General features: G+C 52.0%; 19 protein-coding genes. 8 read left to right on the forward strand and 11 right to left on the reverse strand.

Features of this window, described 5'->3' with window-relative positions:
- Positions 1-8 precede the first annotated feature (8 nt).
- From aroG to murA, 3 genes are read right to left on the reverse strand one after another with little or no spacing between them, the layout of a single operon-like run.
- Positions 9-1,070, reverse strand: a complete 1,062-nt coding sequence (gene aroG / locus J1836_RS19905; RefSeq protein ID WP_207252883.1) for a 3-deoxy-7-phosphoheptulonate synthase AroG — start codon at positions 1,068-1,070, stop codon at positions 9-11.
- Entirely contained in the window at positions 1,070-1,711 is a 642-nt protein-coding gene (gene hisG / locus J1836_RS19910; RefSeq protein ID WP_242632932.1) for an ATP phosphoribosyltransferase, read from the reverse strand. Before hisG ends, aroG begins: the two co-directional genes overlap by 1 nt.
- A gap of 4 nt (positions 1,712-1,715) precedes the next feature.
- The gene (gene murA, locus J1836_RS19915; protein ID WP_207252885.1) at positions 1,716-2,975 is read right to left on the reverse strand and encodes a UDP-N-acetylglucosamine 1-carboxyvinyltransferase; all 1,260 of its coding nucleotides are present in this window, start codon (positions 2,973-2,975) and stop codon (positions 1,716-1,718) included.
- 212 nt (positions 2,976-3,187) lie between these two features.
- Between murA and J1836_RS19920 the strand changes: the two genes are divergently transcribed.
- The 3 genes from J1836_RS19920 to J1836_RS19930 all read left to right on the forward strand — a co-directional run bounded on the left by J1836_RS19920 (position 3,188) and on the right by J1836_RS19930 (position 7,053).
- A complete protein-coding gene (locus J1836_RS19920) occupies positions 3,188-5,599 on the forward strand; it encodes a sugar-binding protein (RefSeq protein WP_242632933.1) in 2,412 nt (803 codons plus the stop codon).
- A gap of 26 nt (positions 5,600-5,625) precedes the next feature.
- Positions 5,626-6,039 carry a DUF3293 domain-containing protein gene (locus J1836_RS19925; protein ID WP_207252887.1) on the forward strand — a complete coding sequence of 138 codons (414 nt, stop codon included), beginning with the start codon at positions 5,626-5,628 and terminating at the stop codon, positions 6,037-6,039.
- A 90-nt stretch (positions 6,040-6,129) separates the two neighbouring features.
- Positions 6,130-7,053 carry an NAD(P)H-binding protein gene (locus J1836_RS19930; protein ID WP_207252888.1) on the forward strand — a complete coding sequence of 308 codons (924 nt, stop codon included), beginning with the start codon at positions 6,130-6,132 and terminating at the stop codon, positions 7,051-7,053.
- A gap of 5 nt (positions 7,054-7,058) precedes the next feature.
- Here J1836_RS19930 and J1836_RS19935 read toward each other — a convergent pair whose 3' ends face one another.
- The 6 genes from J1836_RS19935 to J1836_RS19960 all read right to left on the reverse strand — a co-directional run bounded on the left by J1836_RS19935 (position 7,059) and on the right by J1836_RS19960 (position 10,548).
- Positions 7,059-7,397 carry a zinc ribbon domain-containing protein YjdM gene (locus J1836_RS19935; protein WP_207252889.1) on the reverse strand — a complete coding sequence of 113 codons (339 nt, stop codon included), beginning with the start codon at positions 7,395-7,397 and terminating at the stop codon, positions 7,059-7,061.
- Positions 7,398-7,452: 55 nt separating this feature from the next.
- On the reverse strand, positions 7,453-8,775 hold the full coding sequence (locus J1836_RS19940) for an ABC1 kinase family protein (RefSeq protein WP_207252890.1): 1,323 nt from the start codon (positions 8,773-8,775) through the stop codon (positions 7,453-7,455).
- Complete coding sequence (locus J1836_RS19945) at positions 8,772-9,041, reverse strand: HNH endonuclease family protein (protein ID WP_207252891.1); 270 nt, start codon at positions 9,039-9,041, stop codon at positions 8,772-8,774. The genes J1836_RS19940 and J1836_RS19945 overlap by 4 nt, the downstream gene beginning before the upstream one ends.
- Positions 9,042-9,062: 21 nt before the next feature.
- Entirely contained in the window at positions 9,063-9,692 is a 630-nt protein-coding gene (locus J1836_RS19950; protein WP_207252892.1) for a Rossmann-fold NAD(P)-binding domain-containing protein, read from the reverse strand.
- A gap of 2 nt (positions 9,693-9,694) precedes the next feature.
- Complete coding sequence (locus tag J1836_RS19955) at positions 9,695-9,913, reverse strand: hypothetical protein (RefSeq protein WP_207252893.1); 219 nt, start codon at positions 9,911-9,913, stop codon at positions 9,695-9,697.
- Between the two features lie 185 nt (positions 9,914-10,098).
- Positions 10,099-10,548 (reverse strand): PAS domain S-box protein, encoded by a 450-nt coding sequence (locus tag J1836_RS19960; protein ID WP_207252894.1) that lies wholly within the window; start codon positions 10,546-10,548, stop codon positions 10,099-10,101.
- Between the two features lie 262 nt (positions 10,549-10,810).
- Here J1836_RS19960 and J1836_RS19965 point away from each other — a divergent pair, with 262 nt between their 5' ends.
- From J1836_RS19965 to J1836_RS19985, 5 genes are read left to right on the forward strand one after another with little or no spacing between them, the layout of a single operon-like run.
- Positions 10,811-10,930 (forward strand): DUF2805 domain-containing protein, encoded by a 120-nt coding sequence (locus J1836_RS19965; protein ID WP_207252895.1) that lies wholly within the window; start codon positions 10,811-10,813, stop codon positions 10,928-10,930.
- Positions 10,927-11,472: a DUF924 family protein gene (locus J1836_RS19970; RefSeq protein WP_242632934.1), complete on the forward strand. Its 546-nt coding sequence runs from the start codon at positions 10,927-10,929 to the stop codon at positions 11,470-11,472. Before J1836_RS19965 ends, J1836_RS19970 begins: the two co-directional genes overlap by 4 nt.
- Before the next feature lie 34 nt (positions 11,473-11,506).
- Complete coding sequence (locus J1836_RS19975) at positions 11,507-12,034, forward strand: lipocalin family protein (protein ID WP_207252896.1); 528 nt, start codon at positions 11,507-11,509, stop codon at positions 12,032-12,034.
- Positions 12,035-12,076: 42 nt separating this feature from the next.
- The gene (locus J1836_RS19980; RefSeq protein WP_207252897.1) at positions 12,077-12,823 is read left to right on the forward strand and encodes an SDR family NAD(P)-dependent oxidoreductase; all 747 of its coding nucleotides are present in this window, start codon (positions 12,077-12,079) and stop codon (positions 12,821-12,823) included.
- Positions 12,823-13,242, forward strand: coding sequence for a nuclear transport factor 2 family protein (locus tag J1836_RS19985; RefSeq protein ID WP_207252898.1), 420 nt, complete (start codon positions 12,823-12,825; stop codon positions 13,240-13,242). The genes J1836_RS19980 and J1836_RS19985 overlap by 1 nt, the downstream gene beginning before the upstream one ends.
- 96 nt (positions 13,243-13,338) lie before the next feature.
- On the opposite strand, the gene J1836_RS19990 is transcribed toward J1836_RS19985, so the two are convergent.
- Together J1836_RS19990 and J1836_RS19995 are read right to left on the reverse strand one after the other, a co-directional pair.
- The gene (locus J1836_RS19990; RefSeq protein WP_207252899.1) at positions 13,339-14,304 is read right to left on the reverse strand and encodes a TerC family protein; all 966 of its coding nucleotides are present in this window, start codon (positions 14,302-14,304) and stop codon (positions 13,339-13,341) included.
- Positions 14,305-14,403: 99 nt separating this feature from the next.
- Positions 14,404-14,934: a chalcone isomerase family protein gene (locus J1836_RS19995; RefSeq protein ID WP_207252900.1), complete on the reverse strand. Its 531-nt coding sequence runs from the start codon at positions 14,932-14,934 to the stop codon at positions 14,404-14,406.
- Positions 14,935-14,936: the final 2 nt, after the last annotated feature.

Consider the following 14,936-nt stretch of genomic DNA (forward strand, 5'->3'; position numbering starts at 1 on the left):
TTTAACTCCTATTGCTTGCGCCGTGCTTTCACTGCCTCGGCCAACTGACGCAGCACTGCTTCAGTCGTGTCGAAGTTGATGCAAGCGTCGGTAATGCTTTGCCCGTAAACCAGTTCTTCACGTTGTTTGCCGTCGGCTTTTTGGTTGCCTTCAACCAGATTGCTTTCGATCATGACACCCGTAATCGCTTTGCTACCCGCCGCAAGCTGTTCGGCAACATTCGTCGCGACTTCTGGCTGACGGCGGTAATCCTTGTAGCTATTGGCATGGCTGAAATCGACCATCAAATACGGTGGTAATTTGGCTTTTTCCAAAGCAGCAACGGCGGCGGCAACACTGGTTGCGTCGTAATTCGGCTCTTGTCCACCGCGTAGGATGACGTGGCAATCTTCATTACCCTTGGTCGCAAAAATCGCGGTATGCCCTTCCTTGGTGACAGACAGGAAATGGTGCGGACGCGAAGACGCACCAATCGCATCAATCGCGATGTTCAGGTTGCCATACGTGCCGTTCTTGAAACCAATCGGGCAAGATACACCAGAAGCCAATTCGCGGTGCGCCTGACTTTCGGTGGTACGTGCGCCAATCGCTGCCCAGCTTACCAAATCTGCCACGTATTGTGGGCTGATCAAGTCGAGGTATTCAGTCGCTGCTGGCATTCCCTGATTGTTCAGATCCAGCAACAACTTACGCGCCATGCGCAAGCCTTTGTTGATGTGGAAACTGTTATCCATATCGGGGTCATTGATCAAGCCTTTCCAACCGATAGTGGTACGTGGCTTCTCGAAATATACCCGCATAATAATGTGCAACTGATCTTGCAACTCATCACGCAACGGCTGCAAACGCGCGGCGTATTCCATTGCTGCATCCACATCGTGAATCGAGCAAGGGCCGACAACCACCAGCAAGCGATCATCTTCACCGTGCAAAATGCGGTGCGCTTCTTGACGGGCGTTGTATACCGTTTCGGTCGCGGTTTCGTTTAACGGAAATTCACGGTGCAATTCCACCGGAGGCGTTAATTCGTGCATACCGATGATACGCAGGTCGTCAGTTTGGTGTTTCATTAGGGATTCCTTTGGTCGACTGCCGCTTGAATGTGCGCAATCAGCTCACGAATGGCGGCATGTTTGAGTTTCATGGATGCTTTATTAACGATCAGCCGTGAAGTAATGTCTGCCATGTGTTCGAGTGGCGCAAGTCCATTGGCACGCAAGGTGTTGCCGGTATCCACCACGTCGACAATGCAATCTGCCAAGCCGACCAGCGGTGCAAGTTCCATCGAGCCGTACAGCTTGATGACATCGACTTGACGACCTTGTTCGGCGAAATAGCGGCGTGTGCAATTCACGAATTTGGTGGCAACTTTCAGCCCGGTGGCAGGCAAAGGGCGATCAGGGAAACCTGCCACCATTAGCTTGCACCGTGCGATTTTTAGGTCGACCAGTTCGTACAGGTCTTGTCCACCGTGTTCCATCAGCACGTCTTTGCCTGCTACGCCTAAATCAGCCGCGCCGTATTGCACATACGTCGGTACGTCGGTCGCACGGATAATAACCAGCTTCACATCGTCACGGTTGGTATCGAGGATCAGCTTGCGGCTGGTTTCGGGGTCGTCCAAAGGTTCGATACCAGCGGCTTTTAACAGCGGCGCGGTATCCTTGAAGATGCGCCCTTTGGAGAGCGCAATGGTCAGTGTTTGTTTCACAATCTTATCCATTTACCCGTTGGATTTGCGCACCCAAGCGGGACAGTTTTTCTTCAATGCGTTCATAGCCACGGTCAGTGTGGTAAATCCGATCAATCGTGGTTTTGCCTTGCGCTGCCAAGCCTGCTAACACCAGCGAGGCGGAAGCACGTAAGTCGGTTGCCATCACTGGCGCACCTCTGAGCGAGGGCATCCCCGCGACGATGGCAGTATTGCCTTCCAGCCGGATGTTTGCCCCCAAACGCATCAATTCGGCAACGTGCATCATGCGGTTCTCGAAAATGGTTTCGACAATCACGCCAATGCCGCGTGAGACAGCATTCATCGCCATGAATTGCGCCTGCATATCGGTGGGGAAAGCAGGGTAGGGGTCAGTGCGAATATCCACCGCTTTCAAGATGCCGTCGCGCATGTCGACTTCGATCCAATCCGCTCCGCTGGTCACTAATGCACCCGCTTCGGTGAATTTGTGCAGTACAGCATCGAGTGTATCAGGTGCGGCTTTTAATGTCCTTACCCGCCCGCCGGTAATCGCTGCGGCTGCTAAAAAAGTGCCCGTTTCAATCCGGTCTGGCAGGACGCTGTAATCGACCCCTTTAAGGCTAGTCACACCTTCGACGGTGATTTTATCTGTGCCAGCCCCTCGGATGTTTGCACCCATTGCAATCAAACAGTTGGCAAGGTCAACTACTTCTGGTTCACGCGCTGCATTTTCCAGAACGGTTGTGCCTTCCGCCAGTACTGCTGCCATCAACAGGTTTTCTGTACCGGTCACGGTCACGATGTCCATGACGATCTTTGCACCTTTGAGGCGCTTGGCAGTGGCGCGAATGTAGCCTTCTTCGACCACGATTTTCGCGCCCATCGCTTCCAAACCGGAGAGGTGGATATTGACGGGGCGTGAGCCAATCGCACACCCACCGGGCAAAGAAACTTCGGCTTCACCGTAACGTGCCACCATTGGTCCTAATACGAGGATAGATGCCCGCATGGTACGTACTAAATCATACGGCGCGACAAAATGCTGAATGGTGGCGGTATTAGTATGTACATTATTATGTTCGTCCGTCTCCACGGTCACGCCCATGCCCGCGATGACCGCCGCGAGCGTGGACACGTCCTTCAGGCGTGGCACATTGCGGATAGTCATCGGCGTTTCTGCCAGTAAAGTCGCAGCGAGCAGGGGCAGGACAGCGTTTTTCGCGCCGGAGATGTCTACATCCCCGTCCAGTGTTACGCCACCTTCGATAATCAGCTTTTGCATGGTATTAAGATCCGGTTCAGTCGCTTGTCAGCAAAAGGATGGAATAATAGCGAAAAGGGAACTTAAAGAACATATTGGTTTTCCAAGCATAACAAATTGGGGAATAAGGCAGCGATAGCGCGAGGCTCGACTGCTGGTTACGATAACATGGGGTTTACTTAATCATGATAAATGCTTGCCATTCAGGGGGAAGCCGCTGGGCTTTTGCCGTTATGTTGCTATTGGGTTGCGCAGCGATGACACCCGCCGAGGCGTTCTACAACAGTCAGTCTGCGCTGGGAACAAATACCAATGAAATCATGGACGATGATTCCAGTGCACCGTTCATTGATCTCATGAAAATGTCTGTGCCGTTTCGGGAAGCGCGACAATTAACCAAAGGCAATGTGGAGTACGACGGTTACGGCTGGCCGCGTCTGATCTCTGACGGTGGGCAAGCAGGCACACGTTTTGTCAGCAAATTGCCCGCTGGTACGATTCCGAGTGGCCCTTACACGGTGTTATACGATGGCGAAGGCAAGCTCGAATACGGTAATGATGCGACCTTGCGGGAGCATACACCGGGGCGTGATGTGATCATCCTTGATCCCGGCAAAGACAATGAGTTGAATGCGACGTTGTTTATCAAAGCCACCAACCCGTCGAATCATTTGCGTAATATTCGCATTCTGCCGCCAGGTGGGGTGTGTTCCAATAACCCGTTTCAGCGGGTCGCGAATCCGGGGCAGTGTTCCGGCAATTTTCTGTCGTTTGAACAACATTCCAGCAAGATCATTTTCAACCCGGATTATTTAACGTTTATGCGCGATTACCGCGTGATCCGTTTCATGAACATGAGCGGGATTACCCGTAACCCCGTTTACGCGTGGGAAGACCGCGCCAGCATCGACCAGCAATCGTGGGGTGGGGCAGAAGGCATCCGTGGCGCACCGATGGAAGTCATGGTGGAGTTGGCAAATCGTTTGCACGCTGATCCGTGGTTTTCCATGCCACATGCCGCCAGCAATGATTTCATTCGCCGCTTTGCCGAATACGTGCAAGTGCATCTCGACCCTAGCTTGAAAGTCTACGTGGAATATTCTAACGAAGTCTGGAATGGCGTATTCACCCAACATGCGTATGCCAAACAGCAGGGCGTACAAATGGGCTTAGACCCCGACCCGAATCAAGCGGCGTATAAGTTTTATTCCAAGCGTTCTGTGGATGTATTCGGGATTTGGGAGCAAGTGTTCCAAGGCAATAAGCGCGTGGTGCGCGTCATGTCCGGTTTGGTAGGTAGTACCGCGATGACCAAAACGATTTTGTCGTATAACGGCGCGTATCGTTTCACCGATGCTTACGCGGTTGCGCCGTATGTGTATGGCGATGCTGCTGCCTTACGGCAAGCCCGCAGCGTTAGCGATATTTTCCGTGTGATGACCGACCCAAAATACGCGCATTCCTTACCGAATGAAATCAAATCCATCGGCAAGCAAGCGGAATTAACTAAAAGTTTCGGGGTTGATTTGGTAGCGTATGAAGGCGGACAACATTTGGTGGATATGACTACCAAATCCGACAATCAACATCCGAATAATTTGTTTTACGAAGCGAATCGTCACCCGCAAATGGCATCTATTTACCAGCAATTGCTGACGGGTTGGAAACAGGCTGGCGGTAAATTGTTTGTGCATTTCAGCTCACCGCGCATTTACCGCAAATACGGCAGCTTTGGCACGAAGGAATACATTACCCAGCCTGACGCGCAAGCGCCCAAACACCGCGCTCTATTGGCATTCACTCGCAGTAACCAATGCTGGTGGAGCGGCTGTTCGGGCAATACCTTGGTACGTCAGGCCAAACCGGCGATTACCTTGGAGGCGATGAAAACGCAATCTGAACCGTTGGATGCGACCGCACCGCAATACGAACCCATCAATGGCGATGCACCGCCGTTCCCGATGGGCAATATCCCGCCGGAAGCTGCTGAGCAACAAGCGGTGACGGAAGGCACATTAGTGACGATGCGTCGCGCTCCTAATGAGCAATACGTAGTCGGTGGCAATGCGCTGATTCGCCCTGCGCGTAACCGTGCCGATCTTTGGCAGGCAGCGACGGCCTACCAATTGCGCACAGTTGTCAATGGTGACATTGCTGGTTCGCAAGACTTAGCGGCGCTGTGGCAAGCGAGTTGGGATCAGCAAAATCTGTACCTGCGCATCGGTGTGGAAGACGATCAACCCGACGTGAGTGATTCGACCGTGCCGTGGGAAGACGATGCGGTGGAGGTGTATCTGGATGCGGATGGCTCAATGGAGGCGCAATACGATCAACGCAATGATTTCCACTTCATTTTTAACCTAAAAGATGGCAAGGTCGCATTGGGCAAAAACTCTCCGCAAGGCGGACGTTTACCGTTAAGTCAAAAGATCACCCGTTCCGGCGATGGCTATGTGCTGGAAGTGACCTTGACGTGGGCAGGTTTGGGCATTGCACCGCGTGCAGGGCATCGAATCGGCTTGGATGTTCACGTCGATGACGATGACAATGGCGGCGACCGTGACGGTAAATTAACATGGAAAGCTAAACAGGACGATGCTTGGCAGAATCCAGCGTTGTTTGGTGGGGCGATTTTGGGCGAATAACAGCTTCAATCAATGGGGACTTCACAATGACATCAGAACTACTGGCGGCGTATCACGCTGCCCATTACCAAGTGCGCTATCCTCAGGGGGCGTTTACTCTGAAAACCGATAGCCCCTCGCAAGAGTTGGCGGCATTGTTACGTGAAACGGGGCATAGTTGCGCGGCATTTATTACCGCTTGCAACCCGCACAGTTGGCCGCAGAGTGAGGCTGAAAATGCACAGGCGCAACGCCAATTAGCTGTTGAATTAGCGGAACACGGTTATCAAGCGATTCCGGCGGTTGGGCTTGACCCGGCGGGTGAATGGCAGGGTGAAGAGAGCTTTCTTGTGCCGGGGCTGGATTTGGATAACGCGAAATCTCTGGGTGAACAATACGCGCAAAACGCGATTCTGTGGGCAGATGCAGAAACCGCTGTGCCGCAATTGGTATTGATTTAAGCGGCGAATACCTCAGTGATTCAGGTTATTTGGCAATACTTGTACTAAAGTAGGACAATACCTGCATAACCTAATCACAAGGATTCCACTATGAAAGTCAGTATCATCGGCGGCACGGGTTTTGTTGGTACATACCTTATCGACGCGTTGCTGCAAGCCGGACATATGCCACGCGTATTAGTGCGGGCGGGGAGTGAGAGCAAACTCGCCGCTGCCAGTCAGTGTGAAACGATTTCTGGCAATATCCGCGAACCTTTTGCATTGGATGCTTGTTTGCAAGGGACGGATGCGGTGATCTACCTCATTGGTATCCTGCGTGAATTCCCCGCTAAAGGGATTACTTACGAGGAAAGCCAATTTAACGGCGTGGAACGCACGGTTGCTGCCGCACAACGCCAAGGTGTAAAACACTTCATCCTGATGAGTGCCAACGGTGTGAAAGCGGGCGGCACGCCCTACCAAGACACCAAGTTTCGCGCTGAAGAATGCGTGCAAGCCTCCGGTTTGGCGTGGACGATCTTTCGTCCGTCGGTGATTTTCGGCGACCCACGTGGCAAGGCAGAATTCTGTACGCAATTGCAACGCGAACTGATCTTGCCCCCTATCCCCGCACCGCTGTTTTTTGGCGGGTTTAATATCCTGCAAGCGGGTGAATTTCAGATGCAGCCCGTGCATGTCACCGATGTGGCGCAAGCGTTTGTGGGGGCGTTGGAGAATCCGGCGGCGCTTGGCAAAACCTTCACATTGTGTGGCGCAGAAGCGGTGAGCTGGAAAGCCATTATCCAAACCTTGGCGCAGGCATCGGGGCGTAGCAGCAAACTCGCTGTTCCCGCGCCTGCCGCCATCCTGAAAGTCGTGGCGGGTGTGTTGGATAAGCAAGCATGGTTTCCGATTACCCGTGACCAGATCGTGATGTTGCTGGAAGGCAATACGTGTACCGATAGGGCGGCGTGGCAAACGTTTGGGATGATGCCCAAACGCTTTGCGCTGGAAAATTTGGGGTATTTAGTGTGAGGTCATCACACTTTTTTGACGAATTCGGATTTAAGGCTCATTGCGCCAATACCGTCGATTTTGCAATCAATGTCGTGGTCGCCATCGACCAAGCGGATATTTTTCACTTTCGTGCCGACTTTGACAACCAGCGATGAGCCTTTCAGTTTCAAATCTTTGATAACGGTGACGGTATCGCCGTTTTGTAACACCACGCCGTTGGAGTCTTTGATGACGCGTTCGCCTTCACCTTCGGTAGTAGCAGTGACTTGTGACCATTCGTGAGCGCACTCTGGGCAGACGAACATTGCACCGTCTTCGTAGGTGTATTCAGAACCACATTGGGGACAGGCAGGTAAGCTCATGGGGGATTCCTTGGCTAAAAAGGCGCGAGTCTACCATAATTTTACGGTAAAAAGGTTACGACAAATGCGCTGCAAACAACCCTGCCACATCCACCCGCGCCCGCAATTTCGCCGCCAGCAAATACAATCCCCCCAATTTACGATGCAAAAACAACGCATCCGCAGGCGGGGTATGCCAATAATCCTGCTCCATGCTCAACGCCATGCCTGCATCACGAATCCGGCTTGCCAAACTCGATGTGCCAAAGTCATACACGCCATTCCAACGCAATGGCTCACATGCTTGCTCAAACAAATCCAGCACCGCTGCCCGCTGTTCCGGCTTGATGAAGGCTTGGAAGAAACCGATTTGTGCCGCGCCCGCATCCATCATGGCGCGATCCCGTTGTACTGCACCTTGCATCACTTGCCGATAGCCTTCCGCAATGGATTCGGGGTATGCCCGCGTTGCGCCAAAATCCAGCAAGATCAATTGCTGTGCTGCACGGTCATAGCGGTAATTGGCAAAATTCGGGTCGGTCTGCACCAGCCGGAAGCTGAAAATTTCTCGGAACAGCAAGCCCAACAGCAAGTGCATTACGTGGTCACGTTCTTCCTGTGGCGCGTGTGCTAGCGATTCAATCGGCACGCCGCCAATGTGTGTCATCGCCAGAATATTTACCGTAGTGAAATCATCATGCACAGTGGTCAGCGCAAATTCGGGGCTATCCGCCAATAGCTCTTGGTAGCGGCGGATGTATGCCGCTTCCTGCAAGTAATCGGCTTCTTGGTGCAATTGTTGCTTGGCTTCTTCGAGCAGTGGTTGATAGTCGATGCCTTTGGGGATCAGCCCGGAAATACGCAGCAATGCCGCGACATTATCCACATCACTGCTGATGCTTTCGCGCACGCCGGGGTACTGGATCTTCAGCGCGAGATGCCGCCCGTCTTTGGTGTGTGCCGAATGCACTTGCCCGATGGATGCCGCAGCTAAGGGTTGGAACGAAAATTGTTGAAAGCGGGTGTTCCAGCCTTTGCCCCAATTCTCGTCCAGCACTTTTGCCAATTGGCTCAAGGGCATGGGTTTGGCATCGGAGCGCAGCCGCGAAAGAATGTCGGTGAGTTCAGCGGGCAACATATCGCCCGCATCCATCGACAGCAATTGCCCAACTTTCATTGCAGCACCGCGTAAACGCGCCAATTCGTCGGCAACGCGCTTGGCGTTGGCGGGAGTCAGCAGCAAGTCGCTGACTTTGGGGCGATTACCTTGCGCGAGTTGCCGCGCACCTTCGGCGATCATGCCGCCCGCGACACCGGTGGCGAGTGAGCCGAGGCGTGCCATGCGGGCGAAGCGTCCGGCGGGGATGCTGGCATTGTGTTTTTCGTCGATAGTGCTCATGGTAATTGCATCAGTTCGAGGTGTTCAGGGTTGATGCACAGGCGATTACCGCACGTTTGGCGCACCAGCATTTTGAGCGGAATCGCGTCGAAAAAGGCGATGTAACTGGCATCGTCAGCACCCACTGTGCGCGGCATTCCGTCGTCCTGAATCATAATACGTCCGCGCCCGCTATTGGAAATTTGCCCCTGCCATTCCCAGCATTGCGTCGTGGGGTTAACGGTGCTGAGGGATTTGAGTTGGGCTTGCAGTCTGGCTCGGTACATGGGGAGTTCCTGTCACAAGGTTTAGGGCGCGAACGGCAAACCCATGAAGTCGAAAAGTTGCCCCGAATCGCTCAATTGGCGGGTTTGCATGACGTTGAGCAAGTGGCTGGCAGTGAATTCGGGCGTTTGCAGATGGTCGGGTGACACGTTGCGCTGGAAGGGGGCGGAAAGCGCGGTCGCGGTTGTACCGGGTTGCAAGCCCACGATAATGGTGGGGCGTTTGATGTGGTTGAGTTCAATGGAAAAATTTTTGATCAGCATATTCAGCGCGGCTTTGCTGGCGCGGTAGGAATGCCAGCCGCCTAAACGGTTGTCGCTGATGCTGCCGACCCGTGCGGATAAAATACCAATGGTGGTCGGGTGTTTTTCAGGCTGGGTATCGTGATCGTGCAACCAGCCGGTAGCGATGAAAACCCAATCAATTTCGGCGTTATCAGGCAAAGCTTGTAGCGCGGTAATCATGCTGGCTTCGTCGGTCAAATCAAAGCTGATGTCTTGTGTCGCAATGTTCAAGGGTAGCAACGCATCGGTGTGACGTGCCAAGCGAATCAGATGAACGTCAGGGAATTGCTCCGCTAGTTGCTGGCAAAATGCTTGCCCGATTCCGCCAGATGCGCCTGCTACCAACACCTTGCGCGGTGTGGCTGTCATGGTTAGTTGATGCTGCCAGTGATGGGGCAATCGGCAATGTCATCAAAAATCTTTTTCAAGCCGGGGCTGTTTTCACCTGTGTGCATGGGGATGTCGAGGTATTCGGCTTTGTTGGCTTCGGATTGAAAATAGATTTTGAGGTCGCCATCCATGATGAAGGGGGCGTTGGTAACGTCGGTCACGTCTTCGAGAGTAATTGGGTCAAGGGTTGAAATGCGCATGGTCGAGTTCCTCCTAGTGATTGTTAACTGAGTGTGGTGATTATGGACAAGGCTTGCAATTAATCCTGCTTTGTATCCGGTATTTATACAAGAATGTGACAACAGTGATTATTGCGGTGATAATCGTACACTTCTAGCGATGCGGCGGCGTTGGATTAGCATAATCTGCACACGTGTTGAGTCAGTCAGCCCTGCTCAAGTTCTTTGATACGTGCTTGTGCGGCAGCGAGTTCTTGCTGGAGATTGACCAACGCGGTCACGTCTTTTTGCACGCCGATGTAGTAGGTAATACCTTCTTCCTCATCGAAATACGGGGTAATGGTCAGATCATTCCAGAATAAGCTGCCGTCTTTGCGGTAATTGCGTAAGACGACACGTATTGGCTTGTCTGCTTCAATAGCACTGCGGATACGGCTGACAACAGCCTGATCACGTTCACCATTTTGCAAAAAGCGGCAATCCTGATACAAACATTCTTCGGATGAATAGCCTGTCAGTTGTTCAAACGCACGGTTGACGTAGAGCAAAATCGTGTCGTTGCCTTCGCGCTCGGCAATGGTGATGCCGTGTTCGGTATGGTCGATCAGGGCTTGCAATAAGTCCGGTCGGATGGCGGTGGTTTGTTCGTTACGCATGAGAATGTCCTGCATGGTTTGGCGTGATTGGTTAGTTGCGTTAGGCTCTGATGATAGCCGCTTGTGCCCGAATCGCGCTACGTTCTGCTGCGGGTAGTTTGCGCAAATTACTCAGCATAACCCTATGCGCGGGTGCGTGGCAAAGCGAGCGGGCTTCGTGCCGATTCAGAAAATCCCAACTTAAACCGCAGAGTTACTGCTGATTATCAGTAATGTATAACTCTAGTGCTATTATCGACGGGGTTTACACGGTATTTTCCAAATGAAGTTATACAAAACTGCGATCAATGATGCTGATCTGAGCCGCATCGTGGAAATGGCGTGGGAAGATCGCACCCCGTTTGGGATGTGGCACAAAACAAGGACAAGGAATTACGCATGATTACCCCCGATGACATTCTCGACTTTTGGTACAAACCACCGATGTCAGAACATTGGTTCGCATCCACGCCGGTCATTGATGCCGACATCCGTGAGCGTTTCGGCGCACTATGGGAGCAAGCTGCTGCGGGTGAGTGGGATGCTTGGCAAGCAACGCCGAACGGTTGCCTTGCCTTGTGCATCGTGTTGGATCAGTTCCCGCTGAATATGTTTCGGGGGGAAGTCCGCAGTTTTTCTACCGAACAACAAGCGGTTGTCGCCAGCAAGCAGGCGGTGCAACGTGAGTTTGACACGTTATTGCCACTGGATCGCCGTAGTTTCCTCTACATGCCCTTGATGCACAGCGAACATTTGGCTGATCAGGATGAATCGGTGCGCTTATTTGAAGCCGCTGGTTTGGAAGCAAATGCGCGGTTTGCCCGCCATCACCGTGACATTGTGCGGCGTTTTGGGCGTTTTCCACACCGTAATGCCGTGTTAGGGCGTGAGAGTACGGCGGAAGAATTGGCGTATTTGGCATCTAAAGAGGCGTTTACGGGTTAAGAAACGATCGGTGTAATTTAAAAGGAGTTTTGTCATGCGTTTGTACAAAAAATTATTTTATGGATGGATGAGCGGTTTGGCGCTGTTGTTATCCGGTTGCGTCGGGATTCCAGACGGCATAACGCCAGTGAAAGGCTTCCATGTCGAGCGTTATCTGGGCAAGTGGTATGAAGTGGCGCGGTTGGATCATTCCTTCGAGCGCGGTTTAGAGCAAGTGTCGGCGGAATACAGCCCGCGTGACGATGGTGATATTCGCGTCATCAATCGCGGTTACAACACTGCCAAGCAGCAATGGGAAGAGGCGGAAGGTCGCGCTAAATTCGTCGGCGCAAAGGATGTCGGGCAATTGAAAGTGTCGTTCTTTGGCCCGTTCTACGGCGGTTACAATATTGTGGAACTCGACCCAAATTACCAATATGTGCTGATTGCAGGCAATGACCGTGATTACTTATGGGTGCTGTCGCGCACGCCACAATTGGATGCAGCGGTGCAGCAGCGCTTGGTGGATAAGGCGAAAAGCCTTGGTTTTGCCACCGACAAGCTGATTTTTGTGAAACAGTGACGCGAGATAGACAGGAGAACCCCATGCAATCTCAATACTTCGATGATCGTTAAGCCTTCCGTCGCGTGGTTAGTGGGGGCAAGCTCCGGCATCGGGCAAGCCCTCGCGTTTGCGTTGGCGGAGGTGGGTTGGAAGGTTGCCATCAGTGCGCGGCGCATCGAGCCGTTGCAGGCAATGCAAGCGCGTAACCCCTTGCTGACACCGTATCCGCTGGATGTGACGGATGTGCAAAGCCTGCATCAAGCGGCGGCGGCGATTACCCGCGAACTGGGTGACATTGAGCTATGTGTGCTGAATGCGGGCGATTACACCCCGATGCCATTGGCGGATTTTGACCTGACGTTATTTCGTAAGCTGTGCGACGTGAATTATTTGGGTGTGGTCAACGGGCTGGATGCGATATTGCCGTTGATGCTGACGCGGGGGCGTGGGCAAATTTTGTTGACGGCGAGTATTGCGGGGTATCGCGGTTTGCCCAAATCTGCGCCCTACAGTGCCAGCAAAGCGGCGGTGATCAGTTTGGCGGAATCGTTGCATCTGGAATTGAAGGCGAAGGGTGTGTTGTTGCGGGTGGTGAATCCTGGTTTTGTGCGTTCGCCGCTGACCGATAAAAACGCTTTTAAAATGCCATTTCTGATGGAAGTAGAAGGAGCGGCGCAAGCGATTATGCGCGATTTACCGCGTCAGAATTTCGAGATTGCTTTTCCCAAACGCTTTGCATACTTGATGAAAGCACTGCGTATCTTGCCATACTGGTTGTATTTCAAGCTGACGAAGGGGACGGTGTGATGGATCATGTAAGCCGTTATTTGCAGACGTTCACGACTTTGCAGGCGGATAAGTTGGAAGGCTTGGCGGAGATTTTTGAGGCGGATGCGCGGTTCAAAGACCCGTTTAATGATGTGCGTGGTGTGGCGGCAATTACGCGCATTTTTGCGCATATGTTTGCCACAACGCAGCATTCGCGCTTTATGATTGTGGATCACGCGCTGGCGGGGGATACGCTGTTTATTCGTTGGGATTACCATTTTCAAACCTTGAAAGGTGAGTCGTGGGAAATCCCCGGTACGAGCGTAGTGCAGTTTAATGCGGAAGGCTTGGCGGTGGAGCATGTGGATTATTGGGATCCGGCAGAGCATATTTACAGTAAATTGCCGATGTTGGGGTTGGTAATGCGCTGGTTACGTGGGAAGTTGGCGGTCAAATAATGTTTTTTTAAAACGTACTTACGCATTTATTCTCAACCCATTGTATTTCAGTTAAATTTCACTGAAATACAATGGGATTTTTTTACGTATTTAAACTTATTTAATGTCTATAGTACGCTGTTGGCGAGTGTAAAACATGCTCAAAACCACCGACAAACCGATAATGCCTGCTACGACCAGCAATGACCATTCGATAGGGATTTTGTAGACATCTAGCAGCAGCATCTTGCTACCGATAAATACCAGTACCAAAGCCAAGCCGTATTTCAACAACACAAAGCGATTGGCGAAGTCTGCCAGCAGGAAATACATCGCCCGCAATCCCAGAATCGCAAAGATGTTGGAAGTCAACACAATGAACGGGTCGCCGGTAATTGCGAAAATTGCTGGGATGGAATCCACCGCAAAAATCAGGTCGGTGATTTCCACCAGTATCAGTACCAAAAACAGCGGCGTGGCGTAGCGCAGTCCATCCTGCATCACAAAAAAGCGTTCTTGATGCAAGATTGTGGTGACGCGCATGTGACCCCGCAGCCAGCGCACCAGTGGATTTTGTTCCAGATCAGACTGATGTTCCGAAAACCACAACATTTTGATGCCAGTAAACAGCAGAAACGCGCCGAACACGTACAAAATCCAGTGGAAGTGCGCCAGCAGCCATGCCCCTAGCAAGATCATGACGGTACGCATAACCAACGCACCCAATACCCCGTACAGCAGAACACGCCGCTGGTATTCAATCGGGATGGCAAAATAGCTGAATAACATCAACCAAACGAAGACGTTATCGATCGCCAATGATTTTTCCACGAGATAGCCCGTGAGGAATTCCAAGGCTTTGGTATCTGCTACCTCGCGTCCGCTGGTTTGTTCCAGATACCACCACAATGCGGCATTAAACAGCAGCGCGATACTGACCCAGACTATTGACCAGAGCGCCGCTTCCTTGATGGAAACTTTGTGAGCCTTGCGCCCACCCAGCAGAAACAGGTCAACAAGCAACATAATAATGACAAAGGCAAAAAAACCAAGCCACATCCACGGCGTTCCAATCGTCTCCATGCAACCGTCCTTTTAAACTTGAGTATTTTAGTAGGAATTCATGCTGACTGTACAAGAAGGCGTTAAAGCGTTGCCAATAAACCTAGAAAATAACGTTCATTATGATGACAGCCCTTTAAGCAGATTTTCCCGTAATGCTTGCGCAATGGGCTGCTTTTCTCCCAACCAAATCCCGAAATACACCGCAGCAAACGCGGCAGATTTTACTTGTGTCACCGCCTTGCCGTTCAATTGCAAGCGGGTGGTTTGTGCTTTTGCGTCATAACACATTTGGTAAACATCGCCTGCTTTTACATCCACATACGCTGCGTGAAGCTGGTCAAGTTGCGGCTGAATGTCTGCCAACGTTGCTGCATTGTGCTGGCGTTTAAGCACGGTTTCGGCGGCAAGGCTAAATTTATCTGCGCTCAATTCCACCGCGTAATCCAGTGTTAAACAGCGCGATACTTCAGCATCCAGTACCGTAGTGCGATTGGCATCAGGGCTAACAAACAATTCTGCGTCGTACACTTTGATCACGCCAAGGTAAAGTGCCTTACCCTTGCCAGCCGTTTGCAAGCCAGCGGGAATGGTCGCCGCTACCGTCACGGGTAAGCAGCACAATGCCAGTAATAAACCGTTACGCCACATCG

The sequence above is a fragment of the Thiothrix fructosivorans genome (genome assembly GCF_017349355.1).
Taxonomy (GTDB): Bacteria; Pseudomonadota; Gammaproteobacteria; order Thiotrichales; family Thiotrichaceae; genus Thiothrix; species Thiothrix fructosivorans.

Excerpts from the sequence above, each read along its gene's own strand:
- J1836_RS19940 (WP_207252890.1), bottom strand. The coding sequence starts at position 8,775 with ATGAGCACTATCGACGAAAAACACAATGCCAGCATCCCCGCCGGACGC.
- J1836_RS19965 (WP_207252895.1), top strand. The coding sequence starts at position 10,811 with ATGAAGTTATACAAAACTGCGATCAATGATGCTGATCTGAGCCGCATC.
- J1836_RS19950 (WP_207252892.1), bottom strand. The coding sequence starts at position 9,692 with ATGACAGCCACACCGCGCAAGGTGTTGGTAGCAGGCGCATCTGGCGGA.
- J1836_RS19975 (WP_207252896.1), top strand. The coding sequence starts at position 11,507 with ATGCGTTTGTACAAAAAATTATTTTATGGATGGATGAGCGGTTTGGCG.
- murA (WP_207252885.1), bottom strand. The coding sequence starts at position 2,975 with ATGCAAAAGCTGATTATCGAAGGTGGCGTAACACTGGACGGGGATGTA.
- J1836_RS19960 (WP_207252894.1), bottom strand. The coding sequence starts at position 10,548 with ATGCGTAACGAACAAACCACCGCCATCCGACCGGACTTATTGCAAGCC.
- J1836_RS19955 (WP_207252893.1), bottom strand. The coding sequence starts at position 9,913 with ATGCGCATTTCAACCCTTGACCCAATTACTCTCGAAGACGTGACCGAC.
- J1836_RS19920 (WP_242632933.1), top strand. The coding sequence starts at position 3,188 with ATGTTGCTATTGGGTTGCGCAGCGATGACACCCGCCGAGGCGTTCTAC.
- J1836_RS19985 (WP_207252898.1), top strand. The coding sequence starts at position 12,823 with ATGGATCATGTAAGCCGTTATTTGCAGACGTTCACGACTTTGCAGGCG.
- J1836_RS19945 (WP_207252891.1), bottom strand. The coding sequence starts at position 9,041 with ATGTACCGAGCCAGACTGCAAGCCCAACTCAAATCCCTCAGCACCGTT.
- J1836_RS19970 (WP_242632934.1), top strand. The coding sequence starts at position 10,927 with ATGATTACCCCCGATGACATTCTCGACTTTTGGTACAAACCACCGATG.
- J1836_RS19980 (WP_207252897.1), top strand. The coding sequence starts at position 12,077 with ATGATCGTTAAGCCTTCCGTCGCGTGGTTAGTGGGGGCAAGCTCCGGC.
- aroG (WP_207252883.1), bottom strand. The coding sequence starts at position 1,070 with ATGAAACACCAAACTGACGACCTGCGTATCATCGGTATGCACGAATTA.
- J1836_RS19925 (WP_207252887.1), top strand. The coding sequence starts at position 5,626 with ATGACATCAGAACTACTGGCGGCGTATCACGCTGCCCATTACCAAGTG.
- J1836_RS19930 (WP_207252888.1), top strand. The coding sequence starts at position 6,130 with ATGAAAGTCAGTATCATCGGCGGCACGGGTTTTGTTGGTACATACCTT.
- J1836_RS19935 (WP_207252889.1), bottom strand. The coding sequence starts at position 7,397 with ATGAGCTTACCTGCCTGTCCCCAATGTGGTTCTGAATACACCTACGAA.
- J1836_RS19990 (WP_207252899.1), bottom strand. The coding sequence starts at position 14,304 with ATGGAGACGATTGGAACGCCGTGGATGTGGCTTGGTTTTTTTGCCTTT.
- J1836_RS19995 (WP_207252900.1), bottom strand. The coding sequence starts at position 14,934 with ATGTGGCGTAACGGTTTATTACTGGCATTGTGCTGCTTACCCGTGACG.